This window comes from Pseudomonas sp. MM213, from assembly GCF_020423045.1.
GTDB classification, from domain to species: domain Bacteria; phylum Pseudomonadota; class Gammaproteobacteria; order Pseudomonadales; family Pseudomonadaceae; genus Aquipseudomonas; species Aquipseudomonas migulae.
In genome coordinates this window covers 1,792,447-1,810,316 of record NZ_CP081943.1, presented here as the reverse complement: position 1 = coordinate 1,810,316, position 17,870 = coordinate 1,792,447, and the positions used below count along the sequence as shown (strand labels likewise).

The window sequence follows — 17,870 nt, the reverse complement described above, 5'->3', positions numbered from 1 at the left end:
AATAAGGAAAACAACAAAATGCTCAGTGAGTCACTGCAGTCTGCAGGATTGCCGCTCCTGTATTACGAAAATGTCAGCAAGCGTTTTGGCCGAACCCTGGCGGTCAATCGGGTCAACCTGCAGGTAGAAGCCGGCAGCGTGCTGGCCCTGCTTGGGGAGAATGGCGCGGGCAAATCCACCCTGATCAAAATGCTCGCCGGCGTGCATGGGCTGGATGAAGGTCGCATTCTGTTCAAGGGGCGACCGATCGAGAGCGACGCCGACCGCCGTGGCATCGCCTTCATCCACCAGGATCTGGGCCTGATCGATTCGCTTAGCTCCGCGGAAAATATCGCGTTCAGTTGCGGTTTTCCCCGCCGCCTCGGCCTGATCGACTGGGCTCGGGTGCGGCGCAAGGCCCGCGAGGCGTTGGCGCTGGTGGATGGCAGTATCGACCCGGATACACCGGTCGGCGAGCTAGAACGTACGCAAAAATCCCTGATTGCCATCGCCCGGGCGCTGGCCATGGACGCCGAATTATTGATCCTCGACGAGCCGACCGCGAGCCTGCCGGCGGACGATGCCGAGCGTCTGTTCAAGGTGCTCAAGCGGTTGCGCGAAAGGGGGTGGGGATGATCTATGTGTCCCATCGGCTGGACGAAATTTTTCGTGTGGCCGATCAGGTGGCGGTCATGCGCGACGGCCAATTGGTCTGCCGCAAGGCGATCGCCGATACCGACCCGCAGGATCTGGTGCGACAGATTGTCGGTCGCGAGCCCGAGCAGCTCTATCTGGCCGCTCCGGTGCGTAATGGTCCGCTGGTGCTGCAGGTGCAGGACTTGCAGACCGGTCCGGTCCGCGGGTTGTCCTTTGAGCTGCATGCTGGCGAGATTCTCGCGCTGGCCGGTCTGCGTGGTGCAGGTCAGGAACTCATCGGTCGTGCCTTGTTTGGTCTGCAACCCATGGAGGCGGGCCAAGTCCTGCTCGATGGTGCGCTGCTGCGTCCGACTTCCCCTCAGGCGGCCATGCGTCAAGGCCTCGGTCTGGTCGCTGGTGACCGCTGTGGAGAGTCGCTCACGATGCCGATGTCGGTGCGCGAGAACCTCTACTTCAATCCGGTGGCCAACGGACTCGGACTCTTTGGCTGGATCGCCCCGCAGGACGAGCGGCAACAAGCCGATGAGCTGGTTCGCCGGTTTGGAGTACGTCCCAACGATACCGAGTGTCCAGTGGAAACCCTCAGCGGTGGTAATCAGCAAAAGGTGGTAATGGCGCGTTGGCTGAAGATCACCGATCGCGTGCTGATTCTCGAAGAGCCTACTGCCGGGGTCGACGTTGGCGCCAAGGCTGAGATTTACCGGCTGATCCAGTGTGCGATGGAGCAGGGGCTGGCGGTGTTGTTGATTTCCACCGACTTCGAGGAGGTGGCCAATATCGCCCACCGTGCACTGGTGTTCAGTCGCGCGAAAGTGGTTGCCAGCCTCGGCAAGGACCAGCTGTCGGTCAACAGTCTGCTTGAGTATGCCTCCGCCAGTGAACCAGCAGGCCATTGACGTTCGTTGAAGGGTGGGCTGATTTGATCTGCCGTGCGCCTCAGCCCTGTGCAAAAACCAATAACAACAGAAGGATTGCCATGAAATCTGATAACGCCGCTCCGGTGATAAATCCGAGCGTTCTGTCCCGGGACTTTTCGCGCCTGTTGCCGGTTTACGGCATGCCGGTATTGATGCTGTTACTGATCCTGTTCTTCTCCGTGCTGCTGCCGGATACCTTTCCCACATTGCTGAACCTTAACTCGATCCTTAGCGACAAAGTGATCATCGCTATCCTCGCTCTGGCCGCGATGATTCCCATGTTGACGAACAAGATCGATCTGACCGTCGGCTACGGCATTGTGCTCTGGCATATCCTGGTGATCAGCCTGCAAACACGCTACGGCTTTTCCTGGCCTGCGGCGGTTTTGGTGGTCTTGGCCGCAGGCCTCCTGTTCGGGTTTCTGAATGGCCTGCTGGTGGAGATGGCGAAAATCGACTCGTTTATTGCCACGCTCGGCACCGGCACGGTGATCTATGCGCTGGCGCTGTGGCACAGCGGTGGACGCCAGGTGTTCGGCGAGTTGCCTGACGGTTTCATCCAGCTCAATGGCGCCATGCTGTTTGGTTTGCCGGTCTGTGCCTTTTACGTCATGGGCCTGGCGCTGGTGCTGTGGGTGGTGACCGAGTTTCTGCCCATTGGCCGGTTTCTCTATGCCATCGGCGCTAATCCGCGGGCGGCCGAGTTGAACGGTATTCCCAGCCGCCGTTATGTGATCGGTGCCTTCATGGGTTCGGGCCTGCTGACTGCGGTAGCTGGCGTGTTGTTGGCTTCCAAGTTGCAAATCGGCCAGGCCAGCGTAGGTCTGGAGTTTCTGTTGCCGGCGCTGGTCGGTGCGTTCCTGGGTTCCACCACCATCCGTCCGGGACGGGTCAATGTCTGGGGCACGTTAATCGGTGTGGGTGTTCTGGCAGTGGGAATTGCCGGTATTCAGCAGTTGGGCGGGGCCTTCTTCGTCGAGCCACTGTTCAATGGCGTCACCTTGTTGCTGGCGATCGGTATCGCTGGTTTTTCCGGACGTCGACGGACGCGCGTGCGCAATACACGTAGCGCAGCGAATTGATCTTCGCGCCAGAACTGGCGCGCTTCAGACCAACAAAAGCTCACATATTTTTTCCACTCTTTCGGAGTAGAACGCTATGACTTTGCCTGTTTTCAGCCGCACCCTGGTCTCCGGGCTGCTTGCCCTGTCGGTCATGACGTCGGCGTTTGCCGATGATTTCGTCGAACAAGCCAAGCAGCGGATTGCCGATGCAACTCAGCCTTGGCACCACTGGAATGGGCCGATCACCGGTCCGGCGGCTCAGGCCGACAAGCAAGTGCTGTTTGTCGCCGCGGATTTGCGCAACAGCGGCGTGCTGGGGGTCAGTGAGGGGGTACAGGATGCAGCCAGAGCCATTGGCTGGAAGCTCCGTGTGCTGGACGGCCAGGGCAGCATTTCCGGGCGTACGGCTGCATTGAACCAGGCCCTCGCACTGAAGCCAGACGGCATCATTCTTGGCGGCTTCGATGCCCATGAACAGGCTGCTGCCATCAGCAAGGTTCGCGCGGCGAACATTCCGATGGTGGGCTGGCACGCCGGGCCAGGGGCCGGTGCAATGCCCGCGGAGGGGCTGTTCGTCAATGTCACCACTGACCCGACGGAGGTGGCCAAAATCGCAGCTTATTACGCCGTGGCGCAATCTGACGGCAAGGCCGGCGTCGTGATCTTCACTGACTCGTTGTATACCGTAGCGACCGCCAAATCGGACGCCATGGCTCAAGTGATCAAGCAATGCTCCGGCTGTTCGTTGCTGGAGGTGCAAGACACGCCATTGGCCGAAACCTCGACGCGTATGCCGCAACTGACCACCTCGCTGCTCCAGCGTCATGGTGACAAGTGGAACTACGCGCTGGGGATCAACGACCTGTACTTCGACTTCATCGGTCCATCGCTCAGCCGCGTGGGACGCAAGCCTGACCAGCCGCCTTTCAGCTTGTCGGCCGGTGACGGCAGCGAGTCGGCATTCCAGCGCATCCGCAAGTCACGCTATCAGGTGGCGACAGTTCCGGAGCCACTCAACCTGCACGGTTGGCAGCTGATTGACGAACTGAACCGGGCCTTCGCCGGCGAGCAGCCAAGCGGCTACGTAACCGCGGTGCACCTGGTCACACCGCAGAACGTGGAGTTCGATGGTGGGGAGCGCAACACCTTCGATCCGGACAATGGCTATGCCGCGGCTTACAGCAAGATCTGGAAGCATTAAGGACCGAGCCATGAAAAACATCGAGATATTCGACCCGAGGCTGCAGCGCATCCTGAACCCGGACAGTCGCCTTGAGCAGCTTTGTACGGGGGCCGAGTGGGGTGAGGGCCCGGTGTGGATCAGCGAGCAAAGTTGCGTGGTCTGGAGCGATATTCCCAACAACCGCATGCTGCGCTGGTCGGCCGATGAGGGCTTTAGCGTATTCCGTCAGCCAGCGCATTTCAGCAACGGTAACTACCGCGACCGCGAAGGTCGGCTGGTCACTTGTGAGCACGGCCGGCGCGGTATTTCGCGCACCGAGAGCGACGGCCGGGTGGAGGTACTGGTCGACCGCTATCAAGGCGCCCGGCTCAATTCTCCGAATGATCTGGTGGTCAAGTCCGATGGCAGCATCTGGTTCAGCGACCCGGCCTACGGAATCATGAGTGATCGTGAAGGTTACCGGGCGGAGAGTGAGCAGGACGGTTGCCATGTGTATCGCTTCGATCCACTGAGCAATGAGCTGAGCAGGGTGGCCGATAACTTCGAGAAACCCAATGGCCTGGCGTTCTCACCTAACGAGACATTGCTCTACGTTTCGGACACCTCGGCTTCCCATGCCGCAGACGGTTGCCATCACATCCGTGTGTTCGATGTGCTCGACGGTCGGCGTCTGGTCAATGGCCGTTTGTTTGCGGTGATCGAACCAGGATTGCCCGATGGATTTCGCGTCGATCAGCAAGGCTGGCTGTATGTCAGCTCGCAGGACAGCATCCAGGTCTATGCCCCCGACGGATGTCTGCTGGGCAAGATCCTGGTGCCGGAGAAAATCTCCAATTGCACCTTCGGGGGCGCTGAAGGTAATCGTCTGTTTATCACGGCATCCACCTCGCTCTATGCCATCACGCTGAACACGCGGGGATGCCAGAGCTGATGCGCCGCGTCCATGCCGAACGACAATAATAAGAGGACCAGCAATGTTCAGAAAATTTCTCATCTGTGCCCTTTGGCCAGGGCTGCTCTGCAGCCTGATAGGCGTGCCTTGCATGGCGGAGGAGCCGCCGGCCTTAATCCCTGGCAGCATGCCGGACAACAAGCAGGCGGCTGCATTGTTCCAAAGCTTCGCATCGCGTCCAGTGCAACCCTGGACCGTCCCGCAAATGGAGACTATTCCACCGGGGGCCGAGGGCGAGCTGATTCGTTATGGCATGAAGTTGATGCGGCAAACCACTCAGTTGGCCGGGCCGCTCGCGGAGGATCACAGCAAGCGTTATTCGCGTAACAACCTCAGCTGTACCAACTGTCATGAGGCAGGACCTTCCGGATTGCCGGGCAGCAAACCCTATGCACTGCCTCTGGTTAATGCCGTCAACGAATATCCCAAGCTTGATCCGAAAAGCATGAAGGTTATCTCACTGGAACAGCGGATTGCCGGGATGTTTGGCAAAGGCGAAGTTGAGCTGACGGCAGAGAAACCGGAAATGCAGGCCATCGTTGCCTACCTGCGTTGGTTGGGTGGCCAGAGTAAGCCGGGCATAGCCGTGCCGGGCACAGGCCTGTTGCCCATTAACATGCCCGATCGCGCCGCCGACCCTAAACAGGGGCAAAGACTGTTCGCCGCGCATTGCACCCAATGCCACGGCGTTAAGGGCGAGGGAATGCCAGCACCGGACTTTGCCAAGGGTGGCGGCTATCTGTTCCCGCCTATCGCCGGAGATGACACTTACGACGATGGCGGGCATATGTACATGGTGCCGCTGCTTACCCGCTTCATCTACGCCAACATGCCTTTTGGAAGTACCGCTTCTGCGCCACAGCTGAAGATAGACGAGGCCTACGACATCGCGTCTTACATCAACAGTGAGTTGCCGCGTCGGCATAATCCCCAGCGGATCGGCCTATACCCCAATCCGACGTTCCGTCCGGCGGGATTTGCCATTCCAGAGCATTTCCCCGATGACCCTGAGGGCTATCGACGCGCACGTTTCGGGCCGTTTCCCCATGGCCCGCTGTGAAGATGGCGCCCCTGTATCGAGCCATGAGTAATAGCCCGGCGATTGAGTCGGGCCATCCGAGCGGCTGAGCGCTTTTACGCACCACGCAAGTGGCTGCGTGATTAACGGCCGACTTTGGCCGATCAACTTGCCTGACCCCTTCGGTGCATCACGTCATCGGGCTTCACCAGCCCGAAGGGGACGGCTTTGTCCAAAAAAAAGATGGGAGCACAACAATAATGGCTGACTCCGTAACCGTAGCGACTGACTTTCCGAAACCAACCCTGACGAGCGTCGCCCTCGGCGTAGCGCTGGCTATCTGCGCGTCATCGACGCTGGCCGAAGAGCATGGTTTTGTCGAAGACGCCAAGGTCACTCTTGGAGTACGCAACTTTTACATGAATCGCAATTTCGTCGATCCGTCTTATCCGCAAAATAAGGCCGCCGAATGGACCCAAAGTTTCATCCTCGATGCACGCTCCGGCTTCACTCAAGGCACTGTCGGTTTCGGTGTGGATATGCTGGGCTTGGGGGCGTTCAAGCTCGACGGTGGCAAAGGCACAAGTGGTACCGGCCTGCTGCCTATCCATGACGACGGCCGTCCGGCCGATGATTACGGTCGCCTGGCTGTTGCCGGCAAGGTCAAATTGTCGAACACCGAGCTGAAGGTGGGTGAATGGCGCCCGGTGCTGCCGATCCTCCGGGCCGATGACGGCCGTTCATTACCGCAGACTTTTGAAGGGGCCCAGGTCACCTCCAAAGAGATCGCCGGCCTAACCCTCTATGGTGGCCAGTTCCGTGGCACCAGCCAGCGTAACGACGCGAGCATGGAAGACATGGGTGTCGATAAAGCGCTGTCGGATCGTTTCAATTTCGCTGGTGGGGAGTATCGCTTCAACCAGGAGCGCACTCAGATCGGTCTTTGGCATGCCGAGCTAGAAAACATCTACAACCAGCAGTTCGTCAACCTGGTGCATAGCCAGCCGATCGGAGACTGGACCTTGGGCGCCAATCTCGGCTATTTCCAGGACAACGATGACGGCAGCGAACTGGCCGGGAAAATCGACAACAAGGTCTACTCGGGCCTGTTCTCCGCCAAGATTGGCGGCAGTACGTTCTACGTTGGCCTGCAAAAACTCACCGGCGACGGCAAGTGGATGCGCGTCAACGGCACCAGCGGCGGCAGCCTGGGCAATGACAGCTTCAACGCCAGCTTCGACAATCCTCAGGAGCACTCATGGCAAGTGCGCTACGACTACAACTTCGCCGCTATCGGGATCCCCGGTCTGACCCTGATGAACCGCTATATCAGCGGTGACAACGTACACGTCGGCGCCATCACCGACGGCCAGGAAAGCATACGAGATGCCGAGCTGGCCTATGTCGTGCAAAGCGGCGCCTTCAAGAACCTGTCGGTGACATGGCGCAACACCAGCTTGCGCCGCGACTTCAGCAACAACGAGTTCGATGAGAACCGTTTGATCTTCAACTACCCGATCTCGTTGCTCTGATTTGAAAAGGCGCAGTGCGTCCCTTTTTTCGAAAGAGCAGAGGGAACGTACGCCAAGAGCTTTTCTTATCGATAACCCGAGTTTGGGCGTTCATCAAAAAGGTATTTCTACAGGCTATCGCCGGATAAACATAAGTGATTATTCAGGCCGGTACAGCGCAGCTAAAGTCGGACCATCAAAAGAGCGCAACCTCCTCAGGGCGAACAGCCTGTACACGACTCAATTCAACTGAATCCACAGTGAAGGAACTGTATTCATGAAAATCAAAGCGATCCGTACCCGTGTTTTCGAGTGGAAAGGCAAAGTCGTCCCCCCTCAAGCGCACTTCTGCACCAACGCCAGCGACATCTTGTTCGAGCGCGGCGACGCCATGGGCTCGTTCCGTTTCCACGGTTGGCTGGTGGTGGAAGTCGAGACCGACACCGGTCTTGTCGGCATCGGTAACTGCGCCCTGGCGCCGCGTGTGGCCAAGGAAATCATCGACACCTATCTGGCGCCGATTGCGATTGGCGAAGACCCGTTCGACAACGAATACATCTGGCAGAAGATGTACCGCCAGAGTCACGCCTGGGGCCGTAAAGGCATCGGCATGGCGGCGATCTCGGCGATCGACATTGCCATCTGGGACATCATGGGCAAAGCGGTCAACAAGCCTGTGTTCAAACTGCTCGGTGGCCGCACCAAGGAAAAAATCTGGACCTACGCCTCCAAGCTCTATGCCAACGACAACCTCGACCTGTTCCTCGAAGAAGCCCAGGGCTATCTGAACCAGGGTTTCACCGCGCTGAAAATGCGTTTCGGCTACGGTCCGAAAGATGGCCCGGCAGGCATGCGCAAGAACATCGAGCAAGTGCGCGCCCTGCGTAACCTGGCCGGCCCCGACATCGACATCATGCTCGAGTGCTACATGGGCTGGACCCTGGAATACGCTCGCCGCATGTTGCCAAAACTCGCCGAGTTCGAACCGCGCTGGCTCGAAGAACCGGTCATCGCCGATGACATCGAGGGTTACATCGAGCTGAAAAAAATGGGGATCATGCCGATCTCCGGCGGCGAGCACGAGTTCACCTCCTACGGCTTCAAAGACCTGCTGGAACGCCGCGCTGTCGACGTGATCCAGTACGACACCAACCGGGTGGGCGGCATCACCGCCGCGCGCAAGATCAACGCCATGGCCGAAGCCTGGTCGGTGCCGGTGATCCCGCACGCCGGGCAGATGCACAACTATCACCTGACCATGTCCACCACCGCCTCACCGATGGCCGAGTTCTTCCCGGTGTTCGACGTCGAAGTCGGCAATGAGCTCTTCTACTACGTGTTCAAGGGGGAGCCGCAACCGGTCAACGGCTACATCCAGCTCGACGACAACACGCCGGGCCTGGGCCTGGAAATCTCCGATGAATACCTGAGCGACTTCAACATCATCGAGTGACCCTGTGGTGCCACACATTCACGACTTTTTGGAGGGCCGACATGCGCCTGATTCAATTTGAAAACACTGCGGGTGAACGCCAGGTCGGCCTCGTCGAAGGTCCACAGGTTCAGCTGCTGAAAGGCACCTGCAGCACCCGCGAACTGGCACTCGCGGCGATCTGCGCCCAACGCAGCCTGCAAGAAGAAGTCGCCCAGCGCGGCACCGAACCGGGACCGGATTACGCCCAGCTGTTGCAGCAGGGCAAAATCCTGCCGCCACTGGACCACGAAGACCCGGCGCATTGCCTGATCAGCGGCACCGGCCTGACCCATTTAGGCAGCGCCTCGGCGCGGGACAAAATGCATCAGCAGGACGGCGCAGTCGAAGCCGGCATGACCGACACCATGCGCATGTTCAAATGGGGCCTGGAGGGCGGCAAACCAGCGGCAGGGCAGGTCGGTGCGCAGCCGGAATGGTTCTACAAAGGTGACGGCAGCATTGTCGTGCGCCCCGGCGCGGACTTCCCGGTGCCGCCGTTTGCCGAAGACGCCGGCGAAGAACCGGAGCTGACTGGCCTCTATGTGATCGGCGATGACGGCCAGCCATACCGCGTCGGTTATGCCTTGGGCAACGAGTTCTCCGACCATGTGATGGAACGGCGCAATTACCTGTACCTCGCCCATTCGAAACTGCGTTTCTGCGCTTACGGTCCGGAGCTGCGCGTCGGTGAATTGCCCAAGCATCTGGCGGGCACCAGCCGCATCAAACGCAATGGCGAAACGATCTGGGAAAAAGAGTTTCTCAGCGGCGAAGACAACATGTGCCACAGCCTCGCCAACCTTGAATTCCACCACTTCAAATACGCGCAGTTTTTGCGCCCCGGTGATGTCCACGTGCATTACTTCGGCACGGCCACGCTGTCGTTTGCCGATGGAGTGAAAACCCAGCCGGGCGATCGCTTCCAGATCAGCCTCGATGAGTTCGGCGCGCCACTGGAAAACGGCATCGGCGAAAGCGCCCAGCCGCTGGCCATCGGTCAGATTCGCGGGCTTTAAGTCTTTAACCTCCGGCGCTGTTGACCGGTCAAGGAATCAGTCATGACTTCGCTACTTGGACACAACTACATCGGCGGTCGCCGCAGCGCCAACGGCACGTTGCAATTGCAAAGCCTCGACGCGACTACCGGTGAACCGCTGCCCGGCACCTTCTTCCAGGCATCCGAAACCGAAGTGGACGCCGCCGCCAAAGCTGCGGCCGCTGCGTATCCGATTTACCGCAACCTGAACGCGGAAAAACGCGCGACATTCCTCGATGCCATCGCCAATGAAATCGATGCGTTGGGCGATGATTTCGTTGCCACCGTGTGCCGCGAAACCGCGTTGCCGGCGGGGCGTATCCAGGGTGAACGCGCACGCACCAGCGGCCAGATGCGTTTGTTTGCCAAGGTTCTGCGGCGCGGCGATTTTTACGGTGCGCGAATTGATCAGGCCCTGCCGGATCGCCAGCCGTTACCGCGTCCGGATCTGCGTCAGTACCGCATCGCCCTCGGGCCGGTTGCGGTGTTCGGCGCCAGTAACTTTCCCTTGGCGTTCTCAACGGCCGGTGGTGATACCGCCTCGGCACTGGCGGCCGGTTGCCCGGTGGTGTTCAAAGCCCACAGCGGGCACTTGGCGACGGCCGAATGGGTGGCGGATGCCATCATCCGCGCCGCCGAGCGCACCGAGATGCCGGCCGGCGTGTTCAACATGATTTATGGCGGTGGCGTCGGTGAATGGCTGGTCAAGCATCCGGCGATTCAGGCCGTGGGCTTCACCGGTTCGCTCAAGGGCGGCAATGCCCTGAGCCACATGGCCGCGACCCGGCCGCAGCCGATCCCGGTGTTTGCCGAGATGTCGAGCATCAACCCGGTGTTCCTGTTGCCCAAAGCGCTCGCGGTACGTGGCGAGCAGATTGCCGCGCAATTGGCCGCATCGGTGACACTGGGTTGCGGTCAGTTTTGCACCAATCCAGGTTTGGTCATTGGTTTGCGGTCGCCGCAGTTCAGCCTGCTTCTGGAAAGCTTTTGCGCCAGCATGAACCAGCAACCGGCGCAAACCATGCTCAATGCCGGCGCGCTGGCCAGCTACAGCCGGGGCCTTGGCGAACTGCACGAACATCCGGGGCTGACGCATCTGGCGGGCAAGCCTCAACTGGGGAATCAGGCTCATCCGCAAGTGTTCAAGGCTGATGTCAGTCTGTTGCTCATGGGCGACGAACTGCTTCAGGAAGAAGTCTTCGGACCAACCACCATCGTCATCGAAGTCGAAGATCGGGCTCAGCTGGCGGCAGCGTTGCATGGCCTGCGCGGGCAACTGACGGCGACGCTGATTGGTGAGGCCGAGGAATTGCTGGAGTACCGCTGGCTCGCGGAGGCGCTGCAGGAAAAGGTCGGGCGGATTTTGCTCAATGGTTATCCGACGGGTGTCGAGGTTTGCGAGGCGATGGTGCATGGCGGGCCGTACCCGGCGACGTCCGATTCGCGGGGGACCTCAGTCGGCTCGCTGGCGATTGATCGTTTCCTACGTCCGGTGTGCTTCCAGAACTACCCGGATGCGTTGTTGCACGAGGCGTTGCAGAACGCCAATCCGCTGGGGATTCGGCGCTTAGTAGACGGCGTGAGTACGCGTGAATCACAGGGCTGAGGACTGTTTGCCATTCCAATAAAAAGGGGACTTTCAATCGCTAATAACCTTCGGCCATTATCGAACGTGGATGTTTGATGGCGGCCGGCTGGCCGAGCAGGCAAGGGGTGCCGAACAGATAAAGTTTTCGCTGTCAGGCGCTGCGGTCGAATGTCTGCTGATGGCCGTTTCGGTGGGTTTCGAATCACAGGTATGGCAGTTGCTATTGTCGCAGCAGATCAGTTCGGCGGCTGTTCAGAACAGCTGATAGAACACTTTGTTTCCGGAGGGGTATCCAACTCTTACTTTCTGATGCCCCTCCTTTTTTCTTTTTCTTTTTCTTGGAGCTCGGGGGCAGATTGTCTACTTCGGGGGTAAGCAGATCGATACGTCTATCAAGGGCGGCAATCTGCCAGAAGCCTGGCGCAAGGACAATCAAAAAGGGGCAAGTCGGTGTCCTGTCTGCCAGGGAGCTCGTTCATCGGCTCATGCAGTCTCTTATGTCTTATAATGCTTGCATGCATATTGGCAGCCACTCAAAGGCGCAGAGCTCGGTTCTCAGCTAGGCTCTCATGACGGAGTTAGCTGCTTCATGCACAGCGTGCTATTCCAGTAGGGGAGTGACAGCAGGTGTAGAGCCATGCAATCTCTCGACCCAGTTTTGCTCAGCGATATTCTTCCTGCCGAGGCGTTCCGACAAATGTCCGCTTTCGGAGCCCTCTCGGACCATTTCGTGGAGCAAGTGCTGTCGGGCGGTGAGTTGTACAGATTAGCGGAGGGCGAGATGCTCTATCGCCAAGGAGAACGCGCAGATTGCTTCTATATCGTTCTAAAGGGGCATGTGGAGATATATCAGGACACCGAAGGCGGCCGCAAAGTCATCCGAACGACTACCGAGGGGGAAAGTGTTGGTTTTCCTGCAATGCTGGCGATGCGCCCCAGACTATTTAGTGGCGCTTCGACCGACGAATGCATAGCGCTTAAAATTTCCTGCCAGTTTCTATTCAGACTTCATGAACTGGATAGCCAGCAATACGAAATATTTTTTATCAACCTTTCTCGTGATATGAGTCGCTTTATGAGTGATTGCGCTCGCCGCTAATCTTCATGAGGCGTGCATGCCGCAAAGCTCGTCGAAGTCGAGCCTTTGCTGTCGCTTACATTCATCACTACGGTGTTTGCACCGAGCAGTTTGTACTAGCTTGAGCCATCCTGGCGGCTTCTACCGCTCCCTATAGCTGGGTGTCACAGTTGGAGGGAATTTGTAGCTATTTCCATTAGGTATTACTGCCCTAGCGTTTCAGTCAGCCGAAATTAGGTGCAATCATCGCGCTGTGAGCTCAGCGCTACGTCTTGATCACAATGAATTACTGAAAGTGGAAGGGGTGGTGGTCAATCAGTTCACCGGGCATACAGGTTTGCACCAAAATCTCGTTGATGAGCTGTTGGCTGAAGGTTTGCCTGTGCTACCGGTTTATCTGAGCAGCTCCGTCAAGATGCGCGAATCTCACGAAGTTTCAGTACCCATCATCCATTTGGCCCCTCGGCATAAGCTTTCTCGGGAGTTTTTGGTTTGCTGGATGCTCTGGAGCGAGCCGCTTAGCTTCATCAATGACAGGTTGCTACAAGCGTAATCGACACCTCATGGGGCACCCCTCCAGCTAGCGTCAAATCAGCCCGAGCTGGTGATTCAAAACCAGTTCATGCAACTGAAACACTGACGAAACATTCCGGCCCTATGATTCGCGTCACTGAAATCCAGGGAGTTGGAGATGAATCGACCATCAAGAAGCATGCGCAAACTGCTCGACTCCGTCGCCACTAACAATGAGGTAGCGGCGCTCGATATGATGCGCGCAGTAGAGCAGCTCCAAGACGAAGTGCTACGCCAGCGGTTGCTCAACATGATTCACCGACTTAACCAGGACGCTATTGACTTACGAATGGCGCGTGACGATATCCAGGGCGGAGCCATAAAGCTCGCGTGATCAGGCTCGGTGACGTCTCTTAGTCTGTATGCCGCACTGGTCTCTTGGGCCAAGGGCGTGTTGACCCGTCCCGAGCTATCCCGGTGGGTCAGCCGGGTAGTTGGGTCAACGTTCATCTGCGTCGGAGCAATCATCCTGACCATGCGTCGACAGCTGCATAAGAGGAGGGCGGCGAGGTACCGATTAGCGCAGCACAGGCGCCAAAACATCACCACTGATTTGATGCAGAGCCTGCCTCTTTCAAGCCAGGGTAATCATTGAGCGCAAGGCTAGACTCACCATCGTCCATTGGCTCGCGCACTGATTTATGTATCACTCCGGCTTCAGCATCCGCACGCATCTGATCGAGCTCCCTGTGAAATGCCTTGTCCTGAACCGTGGGCTTACTGGTGTATGGCTTTCGTTCGGGTTCAGGCTGTGCTGCATAAGTCGTTACCGCATCAGGGTCGTGCTGCAGCTTTTCTTGAACTTGCGATTCCAGCATCGCACGTAGCGCATCTTTGTCGGGGCGAGTCAGCAATTTGTCAATCCTATTAGGAAACCAGGCACCCAGTAATCGACTGGGCCAGTGGCCGGTTGGGGAACATCCAATCGATCGTGCTGAAAAATTTGGGCTGCAGATACAGCCACAGGATTTCAGGTCGAAGAGAAGAGGCGGATCATCAATTTCTTCCAACACGGCGACCGTGTCAAATTGGGAGCATGCCTGGGATGATTTCGTAATCGACAGGAACGCTGGACGTCTTACTCATGGACTTATGTATGGCTGCTTGGTGTACGTAAGGATATGCTGCCCCCCGACTTCATATATGCCAATAAAAACCAACCACAGTGACGTTATGAGCCAATCAGAGACGCGTGCGACTGCCCTAGCGCTGTATCCAGAGGACTCCCGCGAGGCGGCGGCTCTGCTTTAGCAGGCCGTACCACTGATGGTGCGTCACAACATTCCACCAAATCCTGTGCACTATGCTCTCTGGTACACCTACAGCAAAGGTCAGGAGCCAGAGCTTAATCGCCATCTGGACAGGGTGGTCAAAGACTTCGACTGTTTCCCTCCAGAATCTGCTACGAAGCTTTTTCGCGACTACATCATTCGTGACGAATTGGAGGAGGCGCGCGCAGGGCAACAACAAGCGATCGATCTGGTTGACGACATGGAGCGTAATGTCTCGCGTAGCGTGAATGGTAGTTCCAATTTTCAAGCCAGTCTTGGGCATTGCATGGAAATGCTCGCGGAGCCGGTCGACCAGAGGTTGCCCGCCATTCTGAGCGAGCTGCAACAGAGCACCCAGGTCATGCAGGATCAGCAAGAGCTTTTCCTCTCCCAGCTGCACTCAGCGCAAAATGAAATCAAGAGTCTGAAAGACAAGCTCGAGCGTGCCCAACTGGCTGCATCTTTGGATGGTCTGACTAAGGTGTTGAACCGAGCTACCTTCGCTCGCTTGCTGGAGCATGCATTGAACAACGCTCCTCATGGGGTGGCATTGGTCATGTTGGATATTGATCATTTCAAGCAGTTCAATGACCGGTATGGCCATCCTTTGGGCGACCGCGTCCTTGAGCATGTTGGTCAGGTGTTACGGAACTCAATCCCGCCTCAGGCCCTGGCGGCACGCTATGGTGGTGAAGAGTTCTGTGTAGTCCTGCACGAGTGTTTTGATCTCACCAGTGCTCATACATTTGCTGAGCAGCTGCGCTTAAAAATTCAGGCACTGCGGATCAAGGTTCGTGGCACGGATGAGGTGCTTGACACTGTAACTGCGTCCTTTGGTGTCACCCTCGCCAAAGCGGGTGACGATGTGGAAAGCCTTCTGACTCGTGCCGATGTCGCGCTCTATCGAGCCAAGCGCAGCGGGCGCAACCGAGTGAACTGAAAATGGCGTTCGGACTCTAGCTGCAATCACATAGCCCCACAGGATATGGTGATTCGATTCGCTTTCATTCCGAATGGCAGCCATAGCTAAGCTGTGGTGTGAAATGAGGTCAATTAAAAGGTCGCTCCTTCGGGCTTAAGCCCGGCTCGAGTCGCGTCGTGTGACAATCGAAGCCACGTAGGATCTTGCTGAAGCTGAGCGTTAGAGATGATATTTATCTTCACCCTTAATTACGAACTGACGTCTGACGAGAGCGATACGGACGCTCTTGTGTAACCGTCCGGGCAACACACCTTCCTGACACCGTCGCTTCAGGCGATGGTGTCCACCTAAATTAAGTGGACACCATTTTTAGCCTTTTTAAGCGGACGCCCATGCCACAAGTACGCCGTACCTATTCAAAGTCCTTCAAGGCCCAGGTCATCGCCGAATGCGCGCAGCCTGACATCTCGATCGCCAATGTCGCGTTGACCCACAACCTCAACGCCAACCTCGTCCATAAATGGATACGCGTGCATGCGCAGAAAAACCTGACACTTCAAACCGCCTTCATCCCGGTCAAGACGTCGCCGCCGTGCCGATGCATCAGGCCCTTCCTGCCACGATCCGAATCGAAGTGCCGTATTCAAAAGGCGTAGTCGTGGTGAGTTGGCCGGCAGAAAATGCAGCGGCGTGTTTTGCTTTCCAGCGAGACCTGCTGCGATGATCCGCATCGACTCCATCTGGCTCGCCACCGAGCCCATGGACATGCGTGCCGGCATGCGCGGCGCAAGTTCTTCGAACTGCATGCCACGTACCGGTAATGGATTTGCTGCATGCCTGGATGATCAACCAACGTGATCTCGTGCCTGAAGGTTCGGCTATCAGCAGAGCACTGGATTACAGCCTGAAACGCTGGGCAGCGCTGTCGCGCAGTGGAAAACGGGCGGCGGCGATCATGAGTTTGATCCCGTCGGCGCGGCTGAATGGGCATGATCCGTATGCCTATTTGAAGGATGTTCTCATGCGTCTGCCGACGCAGGCGAGTGAAATCGATCAGTTGCTGCCGCACAAGTGGCAACCAGCTTGATCGCGCCAGGCGGGTTGCCCGGGGCGCATACTGTCGTCCTCCCCGAGCCCTGCGGTTACCCTGACTGAACCGTGCAATGCATTCACGCGACGTCGTGCCACATCATTCCAATGTTGATAGCGCTCAGGGAACAAAGTATCTGAAAGTGCTCGAATACTATTTGGCGATAGCAGCACCAAAAGCGAGCCAACGATCTTTTGATAGGGTGCGAGCCTCCTCAAATAACCAGTCTCGAAAGGCCTTTAATCTCGGTAGGCTTACACATTCCGAGCGATAGACAACGTAATAGGCCAATGGAGAGACAAACTGAATATCCGGAAACAAGCGGATCAACCTACCAGCAGCCAGATCATCTTGGGCCATGACGCTGCGCGCAAGCGCAATCCCTTGCCCATCTATTGCCGCTTGAAGCACCGCTGCAGAGTTGTTGATCTTCATTCCCCGCTGCGTCGATAGGTCTTTCATCCCAACCGTTTGCAACCAGGTAGCCCAAGTCGTGAATCCTGCGTGTCCGTCCATCGACAGGTCATGAATCAGGGTTTCATTTGCCAATTCAGCCAGCGTTTGCAAACAGTCCGGCGTACTTTTCAGTAGAGGTGAGCAAACAGGGTAGATTTCCTCGTCCATAAGTTTTTCTGCGATCAGGCCAGGCCAGTGACCGGCACCATATCGCACTCCGATATCGATTCTTTGAGCCAGGAAGTCTACTGCTTTGAGCTGCGTATCAAGCCGGACATCAGTATCTGGCCAAGCGGCGTGGAAGCGTTCAATTCGCGGCAATAACCATTTGGCGGCAAATGCGGGACTGACCGTGACCGTCAGAACCCCGCTGGGTGAATTATCCCTCATCCGTTCCATGCCCAACGTAAGCCGCTCGAATCCAGCCCGAATGTCAGGGAGCGCACGCTCAGCAACCTCCGTAGCGACCAACCGTGCCTTGCCACTGGAGCCTCGATGGAACAGGGGCGTGCCTAACCACTGCTCAAGGGTGCGCACTAGCTGCCCAACGGCTGCCGGGGTGACGTTCAACTCTTCGGCAGCAACAGAAAAGCTTTGATGACGAGCACTGGCTTCAAAAGCCCGCAGTGCATTGAGATGGACGGGCGCTGCCATAGCGGTAAACCTTTTCTTTATCGACCTAACACTTTATCTCGTTTGTACCACCATCGATAGAGGTCAATAATTCGCTCGTACCTAAGCAGCACATCGTGCGGTCCGACGATTAAGGGCCGCGTTTTAAAGGCTGATGACCGGTTCTCGGTTTCCCGCATGGCCTCACTCACTATCTGGAGTATTTAAATTAGCAATCAATTCACCGGCAAGAAATTATTAGTCGTCGGCGGCACCAGTGGAATGGGCCTGGAAACCGCGCGGCTCGTATTACAGCAAGGCGGTAACGTAGTCATCGTGGGCGGCCGTGCAGAGAAAACCGGGGCGAGATTGCCGAGGCACTAGGTGTTGCCATCGCGCTCAATGCAGGCGCTGCATTGGTGTATTTGGCAAGAGTCCTGGACGCACACGCTCAACTGCCTGCTGCTTGAGAATCGATATGCGGCGACG

Annotated in this window: 16 protein-coding genes and 6 pseudogenes; 20 read left to right on the top strand and 2 right to left on the bottom strand. The window is 57.4% G+C overall.

What is annotated here, in order from left to right; translation table 11 throughout:
* Positions 1-18 precede the first annotated feature (18 nt).
* The 15 genes and pseudogenes from K5R88_RS08150 to K5R88_RS08080 form a co-directional block, all read left to right on the top strand.
* Positions 19-615 (top strand): ATP-binding cassette domain-containing protein, encoded by a 597-nt coding sequence (locus K5R88_RS08150; RefSeq protein ID WP_226299661.1) that lies wholly within the window; start codon positions 19-21, stop codon positions 613-615.
* On the top strand, positions 612-1,532 hold the full coding sequence (locus K5R88_RS08145) for an ATP-binding cassette domain-containing protein (protein WP_226299660.1): 921 nt from the start codon (positions 612-614) through the stop codon (positions 1,530-1,532). The genes K5R88_RS08150 and K5R88_RS08145 overlap by 4 nt, the downstream gene beginning before the upstream one ends.
* 80 nt (positions 1,533-1,612) lie before the next feature.
* Entirely contained in the window at positions 1,613-2,635 is a 1,023-nt protein-coding gene (locus K5R88_RS08140) for an ABC transporter permease (protein WP_226299659.1), read from the top strand.
* Between the two features lie 76 nt (positions 2,636-2,711).
* The gene (locus K5R88_RS08135; RefSeq protein WP_226299658.1) at positions 2,712-3,818 is read left to right on the top strand and encodes an ABC transporter substrate-binding protein; all 1,107 of its coding nucleotides are present in this window, start codon (positions 2,712-2,714) and stop codon (positions 3,816-3,818) included.
* Positions 3,819-3,828: 10 nt separating this feature from the next.
* The gene (locus K5R88_RS08130; RefSeq protein ID WP_226299657.1) at positions 3,829-4,731 is read left to right on the top strand and encodes an SMP-30/gluconolactonase/LRE family protein; all 903 of its coding nucleotides are present in this window, start codon (positions 3,829-3,831) and stop codon (positions 4,729-4,731) included.
* 43 nt (positions 4,732-4,774) lie between these two features.
* Complete coding sequence (locus tag K5R88_RS08125; RefSeq protein WP_226299656.1) at positions 4,775-5,812, top strand: c-type cytochrome; 1,038 nt, start codon at positions 4,775-4,777, stop codon at positions 5,810-5,812.
* A gap of 218 nt (positions 5,813-6,030) precedes the next feature.
* Positions 6,031-7,302 carry an OprD family porin gene (locus K5R88_RS08120; protein WP_226299655.1) on the top strand — a complete coding sequence of 424 codons (1,272 nt, stop codon included), beginning with the start codon at positions 6,031-6,033 and terminating at the stop codon, positions 7,300-7,302.
* A 256-nt stretch (positions 7,303-7,558) separates the two neighbouring features.
* Positions 7,559-8,734, top strand: a complete 1,176-nt coding sequence (locus tag K5R88_RS08115) for an L-rhamnonate dehydratase (protein WP_007943924.1) — start codon at positions 7,559-7,561, stop codon at positions 8,732-8,734.
* A 41-nt stretch (positions 8,735-8,775) separates the two neighbouring features.
* Positions 8,776-9,771 carry an AraD1 family protein gene (araD1, locus tag K5R88_RS08110; protein ID WP_226299654.1) on the top strand — a complete coding sequence of 332 codons (996 nt, stop codon included), beginning with the start codon at positions 8,776-8,778 and terminating at the stop codon, positions 9,769-9,771.
* A 42-nt stretch (positions 9,772-9,813) separates the two neighbouring features.
* Positions 9,814-11,397 (top strand): aldehyde dehydrogenase (NADP(+)), encoded by a 1,584-nt coding sequence (locus K5R88_RS08105; RefSeq protein ID WP_226299653.1) that lies wholly within the window; start codon positions 9,814-9,816, stop codon positions 11,395-11,397.
* Positions 11,398-11,467: 70 nt separating this feature from the next.
* Positions 11,468-11,644, top strand: a complete 177-nt coding sequence (locus K5R88_RS08100; protein WP_226299652.1) for a hypothetical protein — start codon at positions 11,468-11,470, stop codon at positions 11,642-11,644.
* Positions 11,645-12,016: 372 nt separating this feature from the next.
* Entirely contained in the window at positions 12,017-12,478 is a 462-nt protein-coding gene (locus K5R88_RS08095) for a cyclic nucleotide-binding domain-containing protein (protein ID WP_226299651.1), read from the top strand.
* A gap of 244 nt (positions 12,479-12,722) precedes the next feature.
* A pseudogene (locus K5R88_RS08090) lies at positions 12,723-12,979 on the top strand (ParA family protein); the annotation flags it as partial.
* Positions 12,980-13,148: 169 nt separating this feature from the next.
* On the top strand, positions 13,149-13,364 hold the full coding sequence (locus tag K5R88_RS08085) for a hypothetical protein (RefSeq protein ID WP_134100720.1): 216 nt from the start codon (positions 13,149-13,151) through the stop codon (positions 13,362-13,364).
* 6 nt (positions 13,365-13,370) lie between these two features.
* Positions 13,371-13,517 (top strand): annotated as a pseudogene (locus K5R88_RS08080) (LysE family translocator); the annotation flags it as partial.
* A gap of 55 nt (positions 13,518-13,572) precedes the next feature.
* Here K5R88_RS08080 and K5R88_RS08075 read toward each other — a convergent pair.
* Positions 13,573-13,884, bottom strand: coding sequence for a hypothetical protein (locus tag K5R88_RS08075; RefSeq protein WP_226299650.1), 312 nt, complete (start codon positions 13,882-13,884; stop codon positions 13,573-13,575).
* Between the two features lie 319 nt (positions 13,885-14,203).
* Here K5R88_RS08075 and K5R88_RS08070 point away from each other — a divergent pair.
* The 3 genes and pseudogenes from K5R88_RS08070 to K5R88_RS08060 all read left to right on the top strand — a co-directional run.
* Positions 14,204-15,241: pseudogene (locus tag K5R88_RS08070) on the top strand (GGDEF domain-containing protein).
* A 374-nt stretch (positions 15,242-15,615) separates the two neighbouring features.
* Entirely contained in the window at positions 15,616-15,879 is a 264-nt protein-coding gene (locus K5R88_RS30855; protein WP_226299649.1) for a transposase, read from the top strand.
* A gap of 155 nt (positions 15,880-16,034) precedes the next feature.
* Positions 16,035-16,310: pseudogene (locus K5R88_RS08060) on the top strand (transposase domain-containing protein); the annotation flags it as partial.
* A gap of 156 nt (positions 16,311-16,466) precedes the next feature.
* Here the strand turns inward: K5R88_RS08060 and gcvA are convergent.
* Positions 16,467-17,423, bottom strand: a complete 957-nt coding sequence (gcvA, locus tag K5R88_RS08055) for a transcriptional regulator GcvA (protein WP_226299648.1) — start codon at positions 17,421-17,423, stop codon at positions 16,467-16,469.
* 186 nt (positions 17,424-17,609) lie between these two features.
* On the opposite strand from gcvA, the pseudogene K5R88_RS08050 reads away from it, so the two are divergent.
* Positions 17,610-17,747 (top strand): annotated as a pseudogene (locus K5R88_RS08050) (sugar dehydrogenase); the annotation flags it as partial.
* A pseudogene (locus tag K5R88_RS08045) lies at positions 17,738-17,851 on the top strand (carboxymuconolactone decarboxylase family protein); the annotation flags it as partial. The pseudogenes K5R88_RS08050 and K5R88_RS08045, both read left to right, overlap by 10 nt.
* Positions 17,852-17,870 lie beyond the last annotated feature (19 nt).

What these genes read in the sequence shown, in the direction of transcription:
- K5R88_RS08150 (WP_226299661.1), top strand. Translation starts at nt 19, where the DNA reads ATGCTCAGTGAGTCACTGCAGTCTGCAGGATTGCCGCTCCTGTATTAC.
- K5R88_RS08145 (WP_226299660.1), top strand. Translation starts at nt 612, where the DNA reads ATGATCTATGTGTCCCATCGGCTGGACGAAATTTTTCGTGTGGCCGAT.
- K5R88_RS08140 (WP_226299659.1), top strand. Translation starts at nt 1,613, where the DNA reads ATGAAATCTGATAACGCCGCTCCGGTGATAAATCCGAGCGTTCTGTCC.
- K5R88_RS08135 (WP_226299658.1), top strand. Translation starts at nt 2,712, where the DNA reads ATGACTTTGCCTGTTTTCAGCCGCACCCTGGTCTCCGGGCTGCTTGCC.
- K5R88_RS08130 (WP_226299657.1), top strand. Translation starts at nt 3,829, where the DNA reads ATGAAAAACATCGAGATATTCGACCCGAGGCTGCAGCGCATCCTGAAC.
- K5R88_RS08125 (WP_226299656.1), top strand. Translation starts at nt 4,775, where the DNA reads ATGTTCAGAAAATTTCTCATCTGTGCCCTTTGGCCAGGGCTGCTCTGC.
- K5R88_RS08120 (WP_226299655.1), top strand. Translation starts at nt 6,031, where the DNA reads ATGGCTGACTCCGTAACCGTAGCGACTGACTTTCCGAAACCAACCCTG.
- K5R88_RS08115 (WP_007943924.1), top strand. Translation starts at nt 7,559, where the DNA reads ATGAAAATCAAAGCGATCCGTACCCGTGTTTTCGAGTGGAAAGGCAAA.
- araD1 (WP_226299654.1), top strand. Translation starts at nt 8,776, where the DNA reads ATGCGCCTGATTCAATTTGAAAACACTGCGGGTGAACGCCAGGTCGGC.
- K5R88_RS08105 (WP_226299653.1), top strand. Translation starts at nt 9,814, where the DNA reads ATGACTTCGCTACTTGGACACAACTACATCGGCGGTCGCCGCAGCGCC.
- K5R88_RS08100 (WP_226299652.1), top strand. Translation starts at nt 11,468, where the DNA reads ATGTTTGATGGCGGCCGGCTGGCCGAGCAGGCAAGGGGTGCCGAACAG.
- K5R88_RS08095 (WP_226299651.1), top strand. Translation starts at nt 12,017, where the DNA reads ATGCAATCTCTCGACCCAGTTTTGCTCAGCGATATTCTTCCTGCCGAG.
- K5R88_RS08085 (WP_134100720.1), top strand. Translation starts at nt 13,149, where the DNA reads ATGAATCGACCATCAAGAAGCATGCGCAAACTGCTCGACTCCGTCGCC.
- K5R88_RS30855 (WP_226299649.1), top strand. Translation starts at nt 15,616, where the DNA reads ATGCCACAAGTACGCCGTACCTATTCAAAGTCCTTCAAGGCCCAGGTC.
- gcvA (WP_226299648.1), bottom strand. Translation starts at nt 17,423, where the DNA reads ATGGCAGCGCCCGTCCATCTCAATGCACTGCGGGCTTTTGAAGCCAGT.